This window comes from Gammaproteobacteria bacterium (assembly GCA_035546635.1).
Taxonomy (GTDB): domain Bacteria; phylum Pseudomonadota; class Gammaproteobacteria; order JAURND01; family JAURND01; genus DASZWJ01.
This window is the reverse complement of sequence record DASZWJ010000031.1, coordinates 98,564-117,674: the sequence shown is the minus strand read 5'-3', so window position 1 is coordinate 117,674 and position 19,111 is coordinate 98,564. Positions and strand designations below refer to the sequence as shown.

Here is a 19,111-nt window from a genome sequence, read left to right as displayed (position 1 = left end):
GATCAAGAAATGCTCTAAATTGACGCCTTTTTTCATAAATTCACCCCTTTTCCTTAAGTTAGGTGAATTATGAGGCAACGTTGGGGTTTTTACCTTTAAATTGGGGGTCCTTCGGTTAGGTTATTTCTGAGGCAATTCGATTGGTAATTTCAAGAAGTGCCCTTAATATTATTTTAATTTTTCCGGTGTACTATAGTTTTTACAAATGATGGATAAAAACAGAGTGAGTGTAATTTTTGATTTTTATGCATGCGTAGATAATTCAAAAGTTAAATGTTTTTAAGGAATATGTAAGTGGGTGATTAAAATAAATTTAATATTTTTTGTAGATATGATTGAGGGTTTAAAATGACTGAGCAAAACGTAGAGAACGGTGTAGAACTTCAGCCAATGTTGCATGGTGATGAAAAGAAATTGGGTGGGCCAATAGCGCCACCGCCAAAAGAAAAAAAGATAAATGTGGATGTTGATCTAAGTGGTCCTGGGTTATATCGACCATTGCCAGGGACTGAAGAGCAAGAGGCTGAGAGAGCTGCTCAATATATGAAAGCTACCACTCAGGTTAAAGCTTGGAAAAGCGAACCAAGGATAAAGGAAATATCTGCTAAAATAGATGAAATTAGCAAAGAATTAGATAAGCTCAAAAAACTGAAAACTCGCATTGACAGCAGATATACACCCACTACTGAAGAAGCAGTACTAAGAGAATTATCTGCTATTGATCTTGCTCATCCTGATCGTGTGACACCATTTAGAGCTGATATTGCGTCACTCAATGGATCTGCTGGGGGTGCTGTAAGAGACTTCCTGACTGGAACAATGGTGGGTCCTGCAGTGGTTGGACCGCACCGTAATCAAGTTAATTTGATAGTACGCGGATATATCCCAGGTAATGGAGATGAAAAAAAAGCCAATCAAACCATTTCGACTATCCGTACAGGCCAACAGCAGGATGAATCTAAGCAAGCTCCTCGTCCGATGGAGGTGCTGGAACCAAGAAATTTGGCTTTAGCAAGGAAAAATATAACTGAAAAATTAGATGGCTTCTTAGCAGGAACAGAGCTTGGCGAAATCAGGAATCAATTTCCAGAAGAATTTGCAGCTTTAGTTGAAGGTTTGCACACAAATCTTTGCCGAACTTCCTCGCCGGATGCTATTAACAATGCGATAAATTCTGTATTAGGAAGTGGTAAGTCTCCAGGCTATAAAACGTTGGAGTGGTTATATAGCAATAATAAAGAATTATTTACCCCTCTGGGTGAGTTGATTGGAAATGAGTATACAGCGATAAGACTTGGTCATGGAAAAAAATTGTTGGAACTTCTGAGTGATGAGTTGAGACTATTTTATGAGACTTTAGTTGAGCTTCAAAGATCTTATGTTGAAATACCTAAGTTAAAGTGGGCATCCGTAGAAGAAAGTGATAGAGCTTTTGAGGATAGTCATATATGCGACCAATATTTTCATGCTTTAACTATCAGAGCTTCAGCCATCTTAAGCATACTTGTAGCGTATGCTGAGATTTCGGGTAGAGCATTAACGGCTATTGATATCGCTCCATTTTATGTTTTTGCAGGATTTTTAAAAGGTAGAAGTGATTTATCCGACAAAGATAATTCACAATATCAAGTTATTAACTGGACGGTTAAAAATGTTTTGGGTGACTCCAAGATAGGGGCAATGGCAGCCGGTGTAGCAGCAATAGCTGGGGGTGTGGCTGGAATTTTAGGCTATTTAGGAGCGTCCTGGAGTGCGAAGCAAATTTTTCAAATGGATTTGAATGATGTCAAAAATCACATGAAATTAGTTGGAAAAATGTTAGAGTTATCAGCAGCAATGCTGTCAGCTTCTGGAGGGCGTGCGAAAAAGGCAGGGCTGGAGGCGTTTTCTGCGTTAGTAGGTTTGGGCGTATCAGCAATTCCGAATAATTTATTTAGTATACGTTCGCTTTCTGATCTGGGGCAAAGATTTCAAAAATTGACTCCTGATGCCTGGTCTAGATTGTATGGGCTAATTGCAAGTAATCATGGCTCATCTACTACGCTTGATTATGCAACTAATTATTTGCCGCGCGGCGTCTCAGCATTTATAGCCCAACTGACAGATGGTCAATTTCAAGCATTATTACAGAAAAAATTTGAACCTAAGATAAATGCTGAATTGGCAGAAGAATGGAGAAAAGTTCAAAAACATCTGACCTCGTCCGCAAACGTTAAACGTGTAGTTGAGAAAAGAAACGCAGAAATCAAGGAAAGAACAGCTGAATTTGAAAAAGGCTTAGGGACTACTGTAGACGAAGCTAAGAAAAACCTTAATGCTAAGATAAAATCACTAACTGAGGAATTAAGCAGTTTAAAAGTTAAAAAATCAGAAATGGAGTTAGCGATAACTAAAGCAGGGGTAGATTCCAAAGAGAAGACGGGCGATTTAAAAGAAACGAAAGAAAAACCTAAAGTTCTTTCTGAAGACAAACATGAAGTACCAGTCTATAAAGAAGCTAAAGACGAAAAGGAGAAGGAGGTTAAAACTAAAAAAATTCAAACTACGCAAGATCTGGTTGAATCTATTTTAACTAATATACCTGGTACGAAGCGGGAGATTGTCGAAGGGTTGGTAGCACTTGATAAACGCATGGCTACTACAGCGCAGGATGTTCCACCAGGAGGTAAGGTATTTGTTTTAGCTCTTCCAGAAATGAGGCGTTTAGAAGCAGCTGGATTTGATCCCGTAGGTTTAACTGCATTAGGTTTGGGTCGATACACTAGCACGTTGTGTTACAAACAATTAGTTGCGAATGATGGAGTTGCAGAAGCAGCTGCAGAAGCAAAAGCGAGAAATGACAAAGCAATAGCAAGTATTCGGGAGCAGATCACTGGAATAAAAGACGAATTCTACAAACTAGAACAAGCACTTAACCAAGCTGAAAAGGAATCACCTGCTGAAGGAAAGGAGACTGTTGTAGTTGATAAAAAATTAACGGCTGCAGAATTAACTGAAGTAGAGAAAGCACAATTAGAGTCAATGGGCTGGACACCAAAAGACATAAGCCGCCTGGATCAAGGAGCAATTGCGAAAATAAAGCCGTTATTGGAGGATTTGGCAAAACGAGACCCTGCTAGTTATAGTGCCTCGGCACAAAGTTCGAGCGTAGCCTCAAGCAGTAGTAGCGGATCTTCTATGACTAGTGGTAGCATGTCTTCAACGCCAGTACTTCCAGTTCCAGCTAGAAATGAAGTGGTATTAGATGAGAAGCAAATAAGACGCAATCTTGAGTTGTATAAGAGTAAAAAACTGCAATTAAAACTTGAGGGAGAAGCTCAGGGCTTTTTGGAACATAATCATTTATTGTCATATAAAGAGCAGATTGGTCCTTTAGAAAAAGAAATTAAGGAGTTAAAAGGCCTATTACATATTCCGGCTGAAGTTGAAGAGATGTCGCTTACAATTGAGGATTTTAGCTCAGTAAAAGATGAAGCGTTGTGCAATGAACTCTATGTAGTTTATTTAGAGGAACATTATTTGCGATTATTTGACAATCATCTTAAAAATCATCCTTACGGATCAGGGGATTATGTTGGGCACGGGGAGATTGATGATCGCTATACAAAGGTGATTAGTAGCGCAACAGTAGAGGAGCAGGATAAGCCGCTACAGAAGGCACCACCGCCAAGCATGAGTTTCTTAAACTCGTCATCGGCAGGGGGTAAAGCTGCTCAGGTAGAGGTAGGGCCACCAACGCCTCAACCTGAACCGGACTCTGATGAGGACGCAGAAGAAAGTGAAAGCAGGAATTTACTCGTATCAGCTGCCAGCATTGTGTAAAACACATCAGATTAAGTTATCCCACATGAAGCTGTGGGATAACTTACCTTTATTTTATTATGAATTCCTAGAAGGTAATGATAAGGATGTTTTTTCTGGTTTTTCTTTGGACAAAGAGTCGCTTAGGTCATCGCCTTGAGATTTTTTTGAAGATTGAGATGCAAGTATGACGGGTGAGGGTGTAGCTGCCCTTGTTGTATTTTTGTTAGGAATGGGTATTAAGGAGCAACCTGCCTTTTTTTCTTCTGAAATATTTTTTTGGGTTTTTTGCACTTGTGTTTCCAACGTCTTTACAATGACAGCTTGTTGTTGCAAAGCCGTTAGAACAGTCAAAAATGCCAGCGCGCCTTTTAAAGAAAGATCAGTAATTAGCATTTCATCGGATAGTGGTTTTCTAGTTTTAGGGCATGTCCAATTGCCAGTACCTAACCACTTTTCTAAAGCTGGTGAGTCAAAAGTTTGACCGTAAAAATTAATTAATGGTGAACGCATTAACTGCAAGGATATAGGGCATGTGGCCCAATCTACATTAGGGATATAATTTAACGCTCGCTTGTTTTTTTCATCTTCGATCAATGCTAAATCAGGACTTTGTTGATGTTCCTCAGAATGAGGTAAGCCTACGGGTGCGGCTGAAGCGACTGAAGCGATAATTTGTGCAAATTCTGGATTAATAGCCAGTAAATTAAGCGCCCGAGAAGCTATTTGTGCTTGCTGACTTTTCTCAGGGTAAGTTTTGGCAAAGGTATTTAAAAGGCTAATAGATTTTGTTACATCTGGATTTTCTGGCTTGTAACAACTCAACTCTAAGCTGTTGATAGCTATAGTGCTCCCTTTATGCAATGCTTGTTCTTGCAAGTAATCTGCCTTATCGGTATTTTTGTACGGGGAAGGCATTCTGTAACAGCCTCCCAACATAAATTGGCACTCCACATCCCCTTGGGCAAAGCCCTGAAAACCCCAGTACATAGCTAAAGGTATATTGCTCTTTTGTCCTTTATCTCCCCAGCAATATAATTTACATAATCTAAGTTGAGCGACTTCTGAGCCTAATTCTGCTGCCTGTGTATAGTGTTTTATGGCTAACTGCATGTCTGGGACAATTTCATCAAATTTATCCTTATAGCCATTTTCATAAATTTCTGCTAACTGTAATATGGCTAGAATATGTCCTTTCTCAGCAGCTGATTGCAAAAATTGTATTGCCCCATGTATATCTTGGTGGGTTCCAGTTCCTTTAAGATAGCACATGCCAATTTCATAATATGCGGGGGTAAAACTTTGTTGGGCTGCTTGTTTAAAATAGCTCCAAGCTTCTGCAGCTGAACACCGTTCCTTGCCGTATTTGACTAAAGCAGAGGGATAATCTTGAAGGGGCTCATTTAGAGGGAGGTTGAGTCGGAAGTGAGCAGCTGTTAAAGATTCGAGAATTCCTGGGTTTTTCGCATCTTTTTCAAGCATGCGGAAGGTGGGAGTATCCATATAGGTGATGAATACACTATATAAATTAGCTTTTGCTTGATCTTGGGCCACCCCTCCACCCCCTCTGGAATAGATATTTGCCAGAATAGAATAAACACCGGGTTGTCTTAGTTTGGCAGCTTGCAATAATAAAGGCAAAGACTTGCTGAACTGGCCCAAATGATAGTACGCCACTGCTTGACGCATTAAGTCTTGAGGATTAAAAACAGTTTTAACTTCAGTCTCTTTGCTTTCTGCTACTAAAACTTGTGGAATGCTAGGAGGAACGATTTTCATGGTGCGCAGTGCACTGCCGGTAGAACTGAGTTTTTTATGATCGGATGGTTCAGCTTTAGTGGGTAAATGGTGGCAGCATTGATTTAATAATTGTTGCTTAAAGTCAAAAATATGCAATTCTTGATCCAGCCAGGCTTGATCGGCATCTTCAGGGTTTATACCCAATTTTGCGAATTCCGCCTTAAAATATTCTATAGCCTGTTTCAGGATATGGTTTTTCGCTAAAATAGGCTCTGGCATATTTTCTGGAATGGGCAAGGCTTTTCGTGTGGTAGGACTGGTGAAATCACCTTGCTGAAAGCGCTGTCTAATAGCCTTTTCTTCATAACTAAAGCGGTCAACCGCCGTTACAGGGTTTTCCATTAATTCCCCAGTTAAAGGACAGGTTAGCTTAAAAGCTTCAAGAATATTGGATTTTTTTTGCGGAATTTTGGATTCAGTAGGCGTTTCCATAATAGTTTCCCGTAGTAGTTATGCTCCTTTTTTTGGTAACCCCTATCAATGGGAAAAGAATGCAGAATGTACAAGATTTTATATCTATGTGCTGTTTGGCTGAATAGGAAGGAAGTGCAGAGAGAATATTAGAAATTTTCGAACTTTTTAATATTATCTTAAGGGCATTATACTAAAATTTATCTTCATATAAAAAGAAATTTTTTCCGTATTCAATTTAGAAAAAATAGGACACTACAATGCCAAATAAGCCCCATTTTGAGCCCATCGCCATCATTGGTATCGGTGCGATATTTCCCGGCTCAGCGAGTGCGCAAGGATTTTGGCAAGCCATAGCCAACGGGGTTGATTTGATTACCGATGTGCCCCCGACCCATTGGTTAATACAAGATTATTATGATAAAGACCCCAAAGCAGTGGACAAGACCTATTGCAAACGCGGAGCTTTTATCTCCCCAGTGGCGTTTGATCCAGTGGAATATGGCATCCCTCCAGCCAATGTACCCCAGACGGATACCACGCAATTATTGGCCTTGATGGCCACCAAACAGCTGTTAATTGATGCTTTTGGTCAAGATTTTGATAAAACGGCGGATTTAAGCCGTGCAAATGTGATTTTGGGGGTGACTTCTGCGCAAGAATTGGTTGTTCAAGCTTCAGCGCGGCTGCAGCAGCCGATTTGGCGCAAGGCTTTGCGTGAGGCTGGGGTTGATAAAGAGATTGAAGAGAGAATTTGCCAACAAGTGAGCAATTCCTACGTGGCTTGGGGTGAAAGCATGTTTCCTGGATTGCTGGGAAATGTAGTCAGCGGCCGAATTGCGAATCGTTTTAATTTTGGCGGCACCAATTGCGTGACCGATGCGGCTTGTGCCAGTTCCTTGGCGGCTTTATCGATGGCGGTGGATGAATTACAGCTGGGTAAAGCAGATTTGGCCATAACCGGTGGCGCTGACACGTTTAACGATATTTTTATGTACATGTGTTTTAGCAAAACCCCAGCGCTGTCTATGTCTGGCGATTGTCGCCCGTTTGCCAAGTCAGCGGATGGTACTATCCTGGGGGAGGGGATTGGCTTAGTTGCGCTTAAGCGTTTGTCTGATGCTGAACGGGATAATAATGCCATCTATGCTGTTATTCGTGGCATTGGCTCTGCTTCTGACGGTCGTTCAAAGAGTGTGTATGCACCGGTGGCGGCAGGTCAGGCCGTGGCTATTCAGCGCAGTTACGAAATGGCCGGATTTTTGCCGCGCACGGTGGAATTAATCGAAGCACACGGTACCGGCACGACTGCAGGGGACGCAGCAGAATGCGAAGGCTTAAAATTAGCATTTCAGGCACAACCAGAAACGTTTAAACCCTGGTGTGCTATTGGCAGTGTGAAATCACAAATCGGTCATACCAAAGCGGCAGCGGGCGCTGCTGCTTTGGTTAAAACGATTATGGCGCTGCGCCATAAAGTGTTGCCACCGACTATTAAAGTTGATGAACCTAATCCAAAGTTGGGATTACACGATTCACCATTTTATATCAATACCGAGACCCGACCCTGGATACGGACGCAAGATTATCCGCGGCGTGCTGGGGTTAGTGCATTTGGCTTTGGCGGTACCAATTTTCATGTGGCATTGGAAGAATATACCGGCAGCAAACCGGCTGCGAGATTACGCACCTTTCCGACAGAATTAGTGCTATTGTCAGCGGATTCACCAGAAGCGCTAATTGCTAAAGCGCAAGAATTAGAACAGAGAATTAGTGCTGATTCCGATGCACTGGTTTATTTGGCGAAAACCTCTCAGCTAGCTTTTAACCCACAACAACCGGCGCGTTTGGCGCTAGTAGCTAGTGATGCAATTGATTTAATCAATAAATTACAGCGGGCAAATGCTGAATTAAGTGCCAAGCCATTGCAAACTTATGCGCAAAAAGAACTATATTATAATTATGGCACGCAATCGGGTAACACCGCTTTACTATTTCCTGGACAGGGCAGCCAATATCTCAATATGGGCGCTGATTTATGCATGGCATTTGATTTATCTCAAGCTGTTTGGGATGAAGCAGATAGTATAGAATTAGAGCGTGGGGTTAAGCTGCATGAAATCGTCTTCCCTTGCCCTGTGTTTCAGAAAGAGGATGAGCAAAAACAACAAACAAAACTGGCGCAAACTGAATGGACACAGCCAGCCTTGGCGGTGACCAGTTTAACCCAGCTGGCATTATTGCAAACATTGGGGGTTAAAGCCGATACCTATGCTGGCCATAGTTTTGGTGAGTTACTCGCCTTACATGCCGCTCAAGTGTTTGATAAAACCACCTTGATCAAAATAGCGCGCAAGCGTGGCGAATTAATGGCAGAAGCCGGGCGTAATATTCCTGGCGCGATGACAGCTGTGATCTGTGCTAATAGCCAAGCATTACTAGAAAAAATTGCCTTATGGCAGATAGAAGTGACGCCGGCCAATTATAACAGCCCAGAGCAAATCGTATTCTCAGGCACACTGACTGCTATTCAAATTTTAGAAGCCAAATTGCAGCAGGAGAAAATCAGTTTTCGCCGCTTGCCGGTGAGTACGGCTTTCCATAGTCGCATCATTGAAGCAGCCCATAAGCCGTTTTTAGATTATTTATCGACGTTGACTTTTAATCAGCCGCGCCAACCCGTTTATGCAAATACCAGCGGGTCTATTTACCCTGAAGATCCACAACAGATTAAACGGATTTTGGCGGAGCAATTATTGCATCCAGTACGCTTTGTAACGCAAATTGAAGCCATGTATGCAGCTGGCATACGTACATTTATTGAAGTAGGACCGCAAGGCGTATTGACAAATTTAGTTAAAAAAATTCTGACAGGCAAAGCCGTTACAACGATCAATATGGATAATAAAGGGCTGCATGGCATCACTAGCTTATGGAATGCGTTAGGACAATTAGCTGTCAATGGCGTTAAACTAGATTTTACAGCGCTATGGCAAGATTATAGAGAACCCGCACCACCGCCATCTGTCGAGGAAGAACGTTTTACCTTGACGATTTCAGGAACGAATTATGGCAAACCTTATCCACCGTTAGATGATGATGGAAGTTTATTGGAAGTGAATCCTAATCCGACCGGTCATAGTAGGGAGAATCTTGACCCAACTGAAATGACTATTGAGAGGAAAGAACCCATGTTACACAATCATAATAAGATCTCAGGAAACGGAGATCATGCTTCTTTACGGGAAGATACTTTAAATAAAATTTTAAATCTTTATGAAAAATTGCAAGAGGAAGTGACTAAAGCACATTTGGAGTATCAAGAACACAGCGAAAAAAGTCATCTTGCCTATCTCAATGAAGCACGCGCGGCGTTAGATGATATACGTCAATTAGCTTTGGAAGTTGAGGCGGAATCTAGCCATGCTGGAGAGGCGGTTGATCGCCATCCGAAAGAGCTTAGCGTGGCGCCGGTGATTGAACCCACCTCGCCTGTTGCCGCAGTCAATGCCCCTGTAGCGCCAGCAGCGCCAGTGGTGGTGCAAAAAATGCAAGCCCCACCGCCTGTTGCCAAGGTGGAGAGCTTACCTGCAGCACCACAACCGGTTGTTCCTGCGCCTGTTATTCCTGTGATTGCTCAGCCAATTGTAGTTGCTGCTGTAGATACGAAGGTAGATGCAGGTATGCAGGATATTATTTTAGCCATTGTCGCTGATAAAACCGGCTATCCGCAGGATACGCTGAGTATGGATATGGACTTGGAAGCGGATTTAGGCATTGATTCAATTAAACGGGTAGAAATTCTCTCAGCCATACAAGAAAAATTGCCCAATTTACCTGAGCTTAAACCGACGGAATTAGCGACATTACGCACCTTCGAGGAGATCGCTGCTTATATAAAAAAACAGCCGGGGGTGTAGTTAATTCAGCGACGCAAACTACCAACCCCCCGAACAGCGACGCAGACACTATCACGTATCCTGCCGGTATCATTCGATATGTGCTGAAAGCGCAGAATAAACCCGCCATTGGTTTGGAGTTACCGGGTTTACGACGCGGGTTGGTCGCTGTGATTCCGGCTGTGGCAGAAATGGCCACAGCTCAGAGTTTAGTCACATGCTTACAACAGCGCGGTTGTCAGGCAGGTTTATACTTAGAGCCGCCAGAAAATGCTGAAGTGGTCATTTCCTTATTGGCATGGCAGTGTTTTACTGACCAGGATACAGCGATTGATTCTAATCGGCTGAATTTTGCGATTGCTAAAAAAATGGCAACGCGATTTTCCGAGCAGGGTGGCAGTTTAGTGGTTTTGCAAGATACGGGTGGGTTGTTTGGGTTAGGACCCTTTGAGGCAGCTCAAGCTTGGGCGGCAGGCGGTTCCGGTTTAGTTAAAACCGCAGCCTACGAATGGCCAAAAGCTAATCTGAAAATCATTGATATAGCGCGTCAGGTTCAGACTTTAGAACAGGCATTGGATAAATTATTGTCTGAGTTGTTCGAGGGAGGCACTGAGATTGAGGTTGGATTTGCCCCTGAGGGTCGTCGTATTACGCCAATCATCTGCGAAGATAAAGCCGCAGGTGATTTTCAAAGTGTGCTTTCACCACAATCGGTTTTATTAGTTTCTGGCGGGGCTCGTGGTGTGACTTCGGCCTGTTTGATTGAGTTAGCTAAACAGTACCAACCGCGCTTAGTCTTGTTAGGCCGCACCGAGCTGCAAAAAGAACCAGAACTCTGCCAACAGGCAAACACGGAAGAAGCATTAATTGCTATTTTGGTTCAATCAGCCAAGGCCAATGCCGAAAAAATCAATTTACTGCAAATTCAAAAACAGGCGCGGCAGATTTTAGCCGCGCGAGAAATCACTGCAACTTTACACGCCTTACGCGCCGCTGGTTCAGAAGTCGAATACCGAGTCTGCGATGTACAAAATACACAGCAGTTACAAACCGAAGTCGCACGCATCCGTCAAATCTGGGGGCCAATTACCGGTATTATTCATGGCGCCGGTGTTTTAGCGGATAAATTAATTAAAGATAAGACTGAGGCACAATTTTCTGCCGTTTTTAACACGAAAGTGCTGGGTTTACAGGCATTATTGGCAGCGACAGCGACAGAACCATTGCGCTTGATTTGCTTATTCTCCTCTGTGGTCGGTCGATTCGGCAATGCCGGACAATGCGACTATGCTATGGCCAATGAAATTCTTTATCGAGTGGCTGAGGCGGAGCAGCAAAAAAGAGGCGACAATTGCTTAGTCAAAGCTATTGGTTGGGGGCCATGGGCGGCCGGTATGGTTTCCAGCGAATTATTGGAGCATTTCAACCGTAAAAACATCGGTTTAATCCCATTAGATGTCGGTGCAAAATTATTTGTTCATGAAATCACGCATAGTGCTCCTGGCCAGACCGAATTGGGTATTAGCGGTATGATGGCGCCGCCGCAACAACAAATTCGCGCTAGCAAACGTTTTAACATCAGTTATGCTACCGATAATTATTTAATCGATCACAGTATCAAGAATTTACCCGTGATACCAATGTGCCAAATCTTGGCCTGGTTTATGCAGACGGCAAAATTGCTCTATCCTCAACTACCGATTGCAGTATGCGAAGATTTAAAAGCCTTAAAAGCTATTCGTCTTGACCATTTTGAAGAAGGGCACAGCTTTTATGTGGACTGCGAACAACAAAGCCGCCCTGAGGGTGAATATTTACAAATGCAGCTGCATTCAGCAGAAGGTGTTTTACATTATACCGCCGCCATACCATTAAGTGACACGGTGCCAGTGTTTCAACCGATTGCTTTGCCAGCAGGGACAGAATGGCCGTGGACTGCGGAGCAAGCTTATCAACAAGGGGTTATTTTTCATGGCCCAGCGTTCCAAGCTTTGCAGCAGATCTCTGATCTGTCATCAGAGGGTGGGCGCGGTATTGTCTATGGAATTAAGGAGCTAAGCAAAGTCAATGCCGCTTGGTTGTATCCGGGTGATTGGCGCGTAGATGTCGCTGCAATCGATGGTGGTTTACAACTGGGTTGGCTTTGGAATTGCCTACGTGTCGGCCCAGTGTTGCCTATGGCAATGCAGCGGTTTGTGCTCTATGAACCTGGTATTGTGCAAGAGAAAGTAAAAGTAACCTTACAGATTAAAGCGCAAAATAACGTGCGCACGATTATCCATGTGCAATATTGTTTGGCGGATGGTCGACCCATAGCAGAAGTAGAAAATTTAACAGGTATTGTCGTACCGGTGTGAAATTATTATGTCGTTTGAACCCATTGCTATTATTGGCCATTCCTGTTTATTTCCGGGTGTACATAGTCCCCAGGATTTATGGCGAGTCAGTTTAGATAAAAAAGATTGTTTGAGTGAGTCTCCAAAAGGGCATTGGCTGATTGATCCTTCCCATATAATCGATCCGCACAATCCGCTAGCTGTCGATCATACCTGGAGTACGCGTGGTGGTTATGTCACTGGTTTTGAACAGATATTTGATCCTAATGTTTTTCTCATACCCGCTAAAGAAATTCAGGGTTTAGACCAAGTATTTAAGTGGCCGTTATATTTAGCGCAACAAGCGTTAGCGATGGCTGGGTATGCGCCAGATCTGCGCCACAGTCGCGCCGGTGTTATTTTTGCTAATTTAGGTTATTCCACCACAAAATTTATCCATTTGGCGCTTGAGAATTGGATAACGCAGCAAGCGCCACAATTGCAAGCGCTCTGTCCTGATAAAGCCGATGCGCGTAATCGCTTTATGTCTGGTTTGCCAGCGCAATTTTTAGCGCGGGCGCTGGGTTTTTCTGGCGTGGCTTATACACTGGATGCGGCCTGCGGTTCTGCTTTATATGCCTTGAAATTGGCATGCCAAGAATTACAGCAAAGACGAGCCGATATCATGTTGGCAGGGGGAATAAATGCCAGCGATACTTTGCTTTTGTTGATGGGTTTTACTACCCTGCATGCCTTAAGTCGGCGTGGACAATGCATACCGTTTGATAGTCGCGCAGATGGTTTATTACCGTCAGAAGGCGGTGGGCTTTTTGTATTGAAGCGCTTGAGTGATGCGGTGCGTGATAAAGATTCTATACTGGGAGTGATTCGTGGGATTGGTTTATCCAATGATGGTCGTGGACATGGATTATTGGCGCCTTCCATTGCTGGGCAAATATTGGCAATGGAGCAAGCTTATGCTGTGGCCGGCATTGATCCAAACACGATTTCCTATGTGGAATGCCATGCCACCAGTACGACCGTCGGGGACAAAATTGAATTGCATAGCATGCAACAAATCTTCAAGGAGAATGAGAATTTATATTTAGGCGCCTTGAAATCTAATTTGGGGCATGCATTGACCGCTTCTACAGCCGCCTCCGTCAGCAGGGTACTCTGTGCTATGCAGCATGGCGTATTGCCGCCGATTAGAACTTTGGAAAATCCCCTAGAAGATTTAAAAAATTCCAAGTTTACTCCGTTGTTACAAGCCCAACCTTGGCAAACTGAGCAGCAACCCTTGCGGGCTGCTGTTAACGGTTTTGGCATGGGTGGTACGAATGCACATTTAATCCTTGAGCAATATCAGCCAGAACAATTTACTGTTTTTGTGCAGAAATCAAAATCCAGCACAAGCGCACAGACAGATAAAAATCAGGACACTGACGCGAAATCACAAGAAGCGATTGCAGTAATTGCAGTCGATGCTATCGTTGGCACTAGCTCCAACCTGCAGCAATTAACCGAACATTTCATGACTGGCCATTCTTTATTGCAAGAAATAGAGGGTAGTCGTCAAGCGCGCACTGAGCAAATTAATTTACCCCTCAATTTACACTGCCCGCCTAATGATCTAAAGGACACTTTAGGCCAACAATTGAGCATCTTAAAAGTTGGATTAGCAGCCATGCAGCAGGTAAAAAAACCAGCTTTGGGCGATAAGACTGGCGTGTATATGGGCATGGGGGGTGATCCTGAGGGGGCGCATTATGGTATACGCTGGATGTTGCCTGGATTATTTGCTAAAGCGGGCATTGAAGTGTCTCAAGAATGGTTACTTAAGGCGCGTGACAGTGTTTGCGCCAATCCTTGTCATGCCGCTAATGTGCTTGGCGCTATGACTAATATTATTGCCAGCCATTTGGCGGTTGAATTTGATTTTAAAGGTCCGTGTTTTGCTGTCAGCAGTGAAGAACTCTCCGGTATTAGCGCTTTGCAAATCGCCATAGATGCCTTGCAGGCCAAAGAAATCGATATGGCTTTAGTGGGGGCTGTGGATATGAGTTGTACCGCTATGCACCAAGCGGTTGCTAAAACTTTATTATCCGCTGAAAAACAAATAGCCGGCGATGCTGCAGTGACTTTGGTATTAAAGCGCTTGAGCGATGCGCAGCGCGATCAAGAAACAGTTGTTGCAGTGTTGACGCCGATGCCAGATGCGGTGTTAGAGAAATCGGTTTCTTATACTTTGACGGAAACTAGTTTCAGTCATTTATTTGGACATGCGCATGCCGCTTCAGGATTACTGCATTTAGCTTTAGCTGCTGTGGCATGCAATAAGCGCTTGTTACCGGCAACATCGGGTAAAAATTTTCCGTTGCCTTGGGTCGTTGAGAATAAATCCAATGTTGCGAAACTTGAAGTGACAGCACTAGGTGGTCAGCAACAAAGTTTTTATATTGCAGCAGATGCTGAAGTTAGCAAAAATCATTTACAGCCGTTTTTATTGCGAACACCGCCCCAGCTATATTGTTTCTCCGGCAAGGATCGTCGTGACGTGATTCAAGCTTTGCAGGCCAAGACTTTTTCTCAAACTGGTACAGCAAAATTGGTGATAGTGGCTGACAACGAACAAATGCTTGAGCGCAAGCTACCCATTGCCTTGCAATTGCTCAATACCACTAAACCCAATCCCAGTTTACCGCATCATGGCATCTATTATCGGGATCATCCGCTGGCAGGTGAAATCGCTTTTGTGTTTGCGAGTTCCAGCACTTCCTATCAGGATATGGGAATTGATTTAACGCTGGCATTTCCCGAATTAATTTATAAAATTCGAAAACTTTATCCTAAATTACAATCGATATTAGATTTGCTCTATGGTCAAACTTTTAATCCAAAAAACTTTTTCGAAGAGTCATTGGCCACAGCGTATATTAGCTGGCTGCATTGTTTGTTGAGTCGCGATATTTTGGGAATTACACCCGATTGCATTATGGGACATTCTTTAGGTGAAACTAATGCGTTGAGTGCTTATGGGATTTTTCAAGACTTGGATGCTATGTCGAGTTTTGCCGTGCAATCTGGATTGTTTACCGATTTGCTATACGGTAAATACACTGCGTTGCGTGATTATTATCCTAATTTAACTGAAGAGGAAATTGGTTGGCAAAATTGGCGCGTACATGCGGATATTAATTTGATTCGCCAAGCACTGGCTGATGAACCTTATTGCCATTTAAGCATTATCAATACCCCACATGATGGCGTCATTGCAGGTCTGCCGGCGGCTTGTCGACGTATTATCGATAAACTGCACGTGCAAGCTGTAAATAAACTCAAATTTGATTTTATGGTGCATTGTCCAGAAGTGCATGCAGCGGCCAAACCTTGGTATCAATTCTATCATCGGCATATTGCTTCCGAAAAAATACGTGTGTATTCCTGCATCACTGGCAAACCTTATGCGCTGACGGGAGCGCAAGTAGCCGAGCATATGTTAAAAATAGGCACAGAGACGGTGGATTTTCCGAAGTTGATTCAGAATGCTTGGAATGACGGAGTGCGGGTATTTATTGAGCATGGTCCTCAAGGGTTGTGCAGTCATTGGATTAAAGAGATTTTAGGCGATAAAGAATATGTAGCGACGCATTATGATCAAACCGGTCGCTCGGGTTTGGTGCAACTCATGCATTTGATGGCAGAATTAATCGCTGCCGGTGTTAGGATTGATTATCAGGCTGTTAAAGAGGGTCTAGCCACATGAATAAAGCACTTAACAGCAGAACCCTAGGCTACGCCGCTCATGTGACTGTAAAGCCCATACCACCGTTAGAGCCAGTGACCTTGGCGCAATTGCAAAGAATGTCTGAGCAGCATGAGAAAATAAAACCCTTGTTCAACCGCCAAGATTTAGAAATTTTGGCCAGCGGCAAAATATCCTCAGTGTTTGGCCCGTTATTTGCGCAACAAGATGCCTATGTCAGACAAGTACGCATGCCAATGCCGCCCGTATTATTTGTCGATCGTGTGATGAAAATTGAAGGTGAACCTGGCAGCATGTCTAAAGGGAAAATTTGGACTGAAACTGATATTGCGGCGGATGCCTGGTATTTACACGATGGCCATATGCCGCCAGGAATTATGGTAGAGGCAGGACAAGCGAATTTGCTGTTGGTTTCTTGGATGGGCGCGGATTTTTATAATAAAGGTGAGCGCATTTTTCGCTTGTTAGGGGCAAATACCACTTTTCACGGCGAGTTACCTAAACCTGGTGATACCTTATGTTTTGAGATTGAATTGGAAGGTTTTGCAAAGTTAGGTGATTTGCGTTTGGCATTTTTTCATTATGATGGCTACATTAATGGCGAGTTACGCATTAGCATGCGTAAAGGTCAAGCGGGTTTTTTTACTGATAAGGAATTGGCTGAGTCTGCCGGGATTGTTTGGGATGCAGCGACTGCAAAATATAAAGCGAATGCCAGAGTGGATGCACCTAAAGTGATTTGTCAGCGCGAGCATTTTAATGCGGAACAGGTTAAAGCATTTGCTGCCGGTGATATTTATCAATGTTTTGGCGCCGGCTTTGAAAAAGCACAAACGCAAAAATATAGTCCGCGCATTGAAAAAGGTGCGCTGTGTTTCATTGATGAGGTCACACATTTTAATCCAACAGGTGGGCCGGCTGGACGCGGTTATATGCGTGCCATACAAAAAATATCTCCCGATGCTTGGTTTTTCAAAGGCCATTTTAAAAATGATCCTTGTATGCCGGGAAGTTTGATGGCGCAGGCAGGTTCGCAACTGTTGAATTTTTATCTGGCGGCATTAGGTTATACCTTAGATAAAGAGGGTTGGCGTTTTGAACCGGTATCGGGTGAAGAGTTGCAAATGCGCTGCCGTGGACAATGTTTACCGACAAACAAAGAAATTAGCTATGAAATTTTTATTGAGGAAGTGATCTCAGAGCCGTATCCAACAGTTTATGCACATTTGCTTGGCATGATCGATGGTTTAAAGGCCTTGTATGTCAAAGGTGCTTGTATGCGGTTGGTGCCTAAAGAGAATTAAATTATGAACCAAAATACCTACCCAAAAAATATTGCTCAAATTGTTTCGCAAGTGCGAGAACCTATTCATATTGTGCTGAATAAACACACACAAAGATACGAGCCGGTTTTAGCTAAAGAAATCTCTACTGACCCATTGCAGCAAGAAAATTTAATAGCTACTTTGCCGCCGTTATATCCAGAATGGTTGGGGGATGCTAATTTTCTAGCCACACATCAGCTGCGTTTCCCCTATGTTGTTGGAGAAATGGCCAACGGCATCGCCTCAGCCGAATGTGTAATCGCCGCAGTTAAAAGCGGCTTTATGGGCTCCTTCGGCGCAGCTGGTCTCATGCCGGATGTCGTTGAGAAAAATTTGCAGAAGATCTATCAGCAATTACAAAGTTTTTCCGGTTGGGGTGCGAATTTAATCTTCAACCCCAATGAACCGGCGTTAGAAGAGGCAACTGTCAATTTATTTTTACGCTTTGGCATACAGCGCGTATCTGCTTCTGCCTATATGTCGTTAAGTCCCTTCATTGTGCATTATGCGTTTTCCGGTTTGCATACCGATTCGCAAGGGAACATTTGTAGACGCAATCATGTATTAGCTAAAATTTCACGCGTTGAAGTTGCCAAGTTATTTATGACGCCAGTGCCGGGTGAATTGTTAGCGCAATTAGTCAGCCAAGGCAAACTCACACAACAAGAAGCTGACTTAGCTAAAAATCTTCCTGTTGCTGAAGATATTACTGCCGAAGCCGATTCTGGTGGACACACCGATAATCGCCCATTAGGTGCATTATTTCCGGTGATTCAGCATCTTGCCGCGCAAATGACAGAAAAACATGGCTATGCACAACCCTTGCGTGTCGGTGCAGCAGGTGGCTTGGGTACGCCAACGGCAGTAGCTGCCGCTTTTGCCATGGGCGCAGCCTATGTGCTCACCGGTAGCGTGAATCAAGCGGCGGTAGAAGCCGGTATTTGTCCCAAAGCCAAAGCTATGCTAGCTGAGGCAGATATGACGGATGTCGAAATGGCGCCGGCAGCGGACATGTTTGAATTGGGTGTGAAGCTGCAAGTATTAAAGCGTGGCACTTTATTTAGTCGGCGGGCTTTGAAATTTTATGAACTGTATGTCAAATACCCGACGCTTGAAGCCATCCCCGCAGAAGAAAAAGCTAATCTTGAGGAAAAATGTTTTCATGCGACGCTTGAAGAAGTTTGGAAAAATACCCGAGCTTTTTTTGCCGCGCGTGATCCACGTCAGGTGACATTAGCCGAACAAAATCCCAAGCATCGTATGGCCTTGGTATTTCGCTCTTATTTGGGGTTATCTAGTCGCTGGGCGATTAGCGGTGATGAATCACGCCGGTTAGATTATCAGCTTTGGTGTGGTCCGGCGATGGGCGCATTTAATGATTGGGTGAAAGGCTCTTTTTTAGAAACACTTGAAAATCGCACGGTACAACAGATTGGTTATAATTTGCTGGAAGGTGCTGCGGTGATTACTCGGGCAGCCCAATTACGCAGTTATGGGGTGGCAGTGCCCTTGAGTGCTTTTGAATTTATTCCTCGGCCGCTGGGTTAAAATTTTTCTCTCCAAGGGGAGAGGGAAATTAGTTAGTTGCTGGCGCGAAATTCAAAAAGGCACGTCGTTTCGGCAGGAAGCCGGGATCTAGTTGACAGGGAAGTTAAAGTTTCGCTTTCCTGCGAACTAGATCCCGGCTTCCTGCCGGGATGACGTGCCTTCTTTTTGAGTCTTAAATGAGATGTGTGCATCGGATAGCTCAGCCCACAAGGGAGCTGGAAACCTATTTGTATAACCAAGCTGCGA

At 43.7% G+C, this 19,111-nt stretch carries 7 protein-coding genes; 6 read left to right on the top strand and 1 reads right to left on the bottom strand.

Annotated elements, in window-relative coordinates; all coding sequences use genetic code 11:
• Positions 1-348 precede the first annotated feature (348 nt).
• Positions 349-3,822, top strand: coding sequence for a hypothetical protein (locus tag VHE99_08905; GenBank protein HVV69130.1), 3,474 nt, complete (start codon positions 349-351; stop codon positions 3,820-3,822).
• A 57-nt stretch (positions 3,823-3,879) separates the two neighbouring features.
• On the opposite strand, the gene VHE99_08900 is transcribed toward VHE99_08905, so the two are convergent.
• Positions 3,880-6,033 (bottom strand): U-box domain-containing protein, encoded by a 2,154-nt coding sequence (locus VHE99_08900; protein HVV69129.1) that lies wholly within the window; start codon positions 6,031-6,033, stop codon positions 3,880-3,882.
• A gap of 239 nt (positions 6,034-6,272) precedes the next feature.
• Here VHE99_08900 and VHE99_08895 point away from each other — a divergent pair, with 239 nt between their 5' ends.
• The 5 genes from VHE99_08895 (at position 6,273) to VHE99_08875 (ending at position 18,865) form a co-directional block, all read left to right on the top strand.
• On the top strand, positions 6,273-9,932 hold the full coding sequence (locus VHE99_08895; protein HVV69128.1) for a beta-ketoacyl synthase N-terminal-like domain-containing protein: 3,660 nt from the start codon (positions 6,273-6,275) through the stop codon (positions 9,930-9,932).
• An 80-nt stretch (positions 9,933-10,012) separates the two neighbouring features.
• A complete protein-coding gene (locus VHE99_08890; protein ID HVV69127.1) occupies positions 10,013-12,268 on the top strand; it encodes an SDR family NAD(P)-dependent oxidoreductase in 2,256 nt (751 codons plus the stop codon).
• Between the two features lie 7 nt (positions 12,269-12,275).
• The gene (locus VHE99_08885; protein HVV69126.1) at positions 12,276-15,992 is read left to right on the top strand and encodes a beta-ketoacyl synthase N-terminal-like domain-containing protein; all 3,717 of its coding nucleotides are present in this window, start codon (positions 12,276-12,278) and stop codon (positions 15,990-15,992) included.
• The gene (locus tag VHE99_08880; protein ID HVV69125.1) at positions 15,989-17,296 is read left to right on the top strand and encodes a hypothetical protein; all 1,308 of its coding nucleotides are present in this window, start codon (positions 15,989-15,991) and stop codon (positions 17,294-17,296) included. Before VHE99_08885 ends, VHE99_08880 begins: the two co-directional genes overlap by 4 nt.
• 3 nt (positions 17,297-17,299) lie before the next feature.
• Positions 17,300-18,865 (top strand): PfaD family polyunsaturated fatty acid/polyketide biosynthesis protein, encoded by a 1,566-nt coding sequence (locus VHE99_08875; GenBank protein HVV69124.1) that lies wholly within the window; start codon positions 17,300-17,302, stop codon positions 18,863-18,865.
• Positions 18,866-19,111 lie beyond the last annotated feature (246 nt).

What these genes read in the sequence shown, in the direction of transcription:
- VHE99_08900 (HVV69129.1), bottom strand. Translation starts at nt 6,033, where the DNA reads ATGGAAACGCCTACTGAATCCAAAATTCCGCAAAAAAAATCCAATATT.
- VHE99_08895 (HVV69128.1), top strand. Translation starts at nt 6,273, where the DNA reads ATGCCAAATAAGCCCCATTTTGAGCCCATCGCCATCATTGGTATCGGT.
- VHE99_08905 (HVV69130.1), top strand. Translation starts at nt 349, where the DNA reads ATGACTGAGCAAAACGTAGAGAACGGTGTAGAACTTCAGCCAATGTTG.
- VHE99_08875 (HVV69124.1), top strand. Translation starts at nt 17,300, where the DNA reads ATGAACCAAAATACCTACCCAAAAAATATTGCTCAAATTGTTTCGCAA.
- VHE99_08885 (HVV69126.1), top strand. Translation starts at nt 12,276, where the DNA reads ATGTCGTTTGAACCCATTGCTATTATTGGCCATTCCTGTTTATTTCCG.
- VHE99_08880 (HVV69125.1), top strand. Translation starts at nt 15,989, where the DNA reads ATGAATAAAGCACTTAACAGCAGAACCCTAGGCTACGCCGCTCATGTG.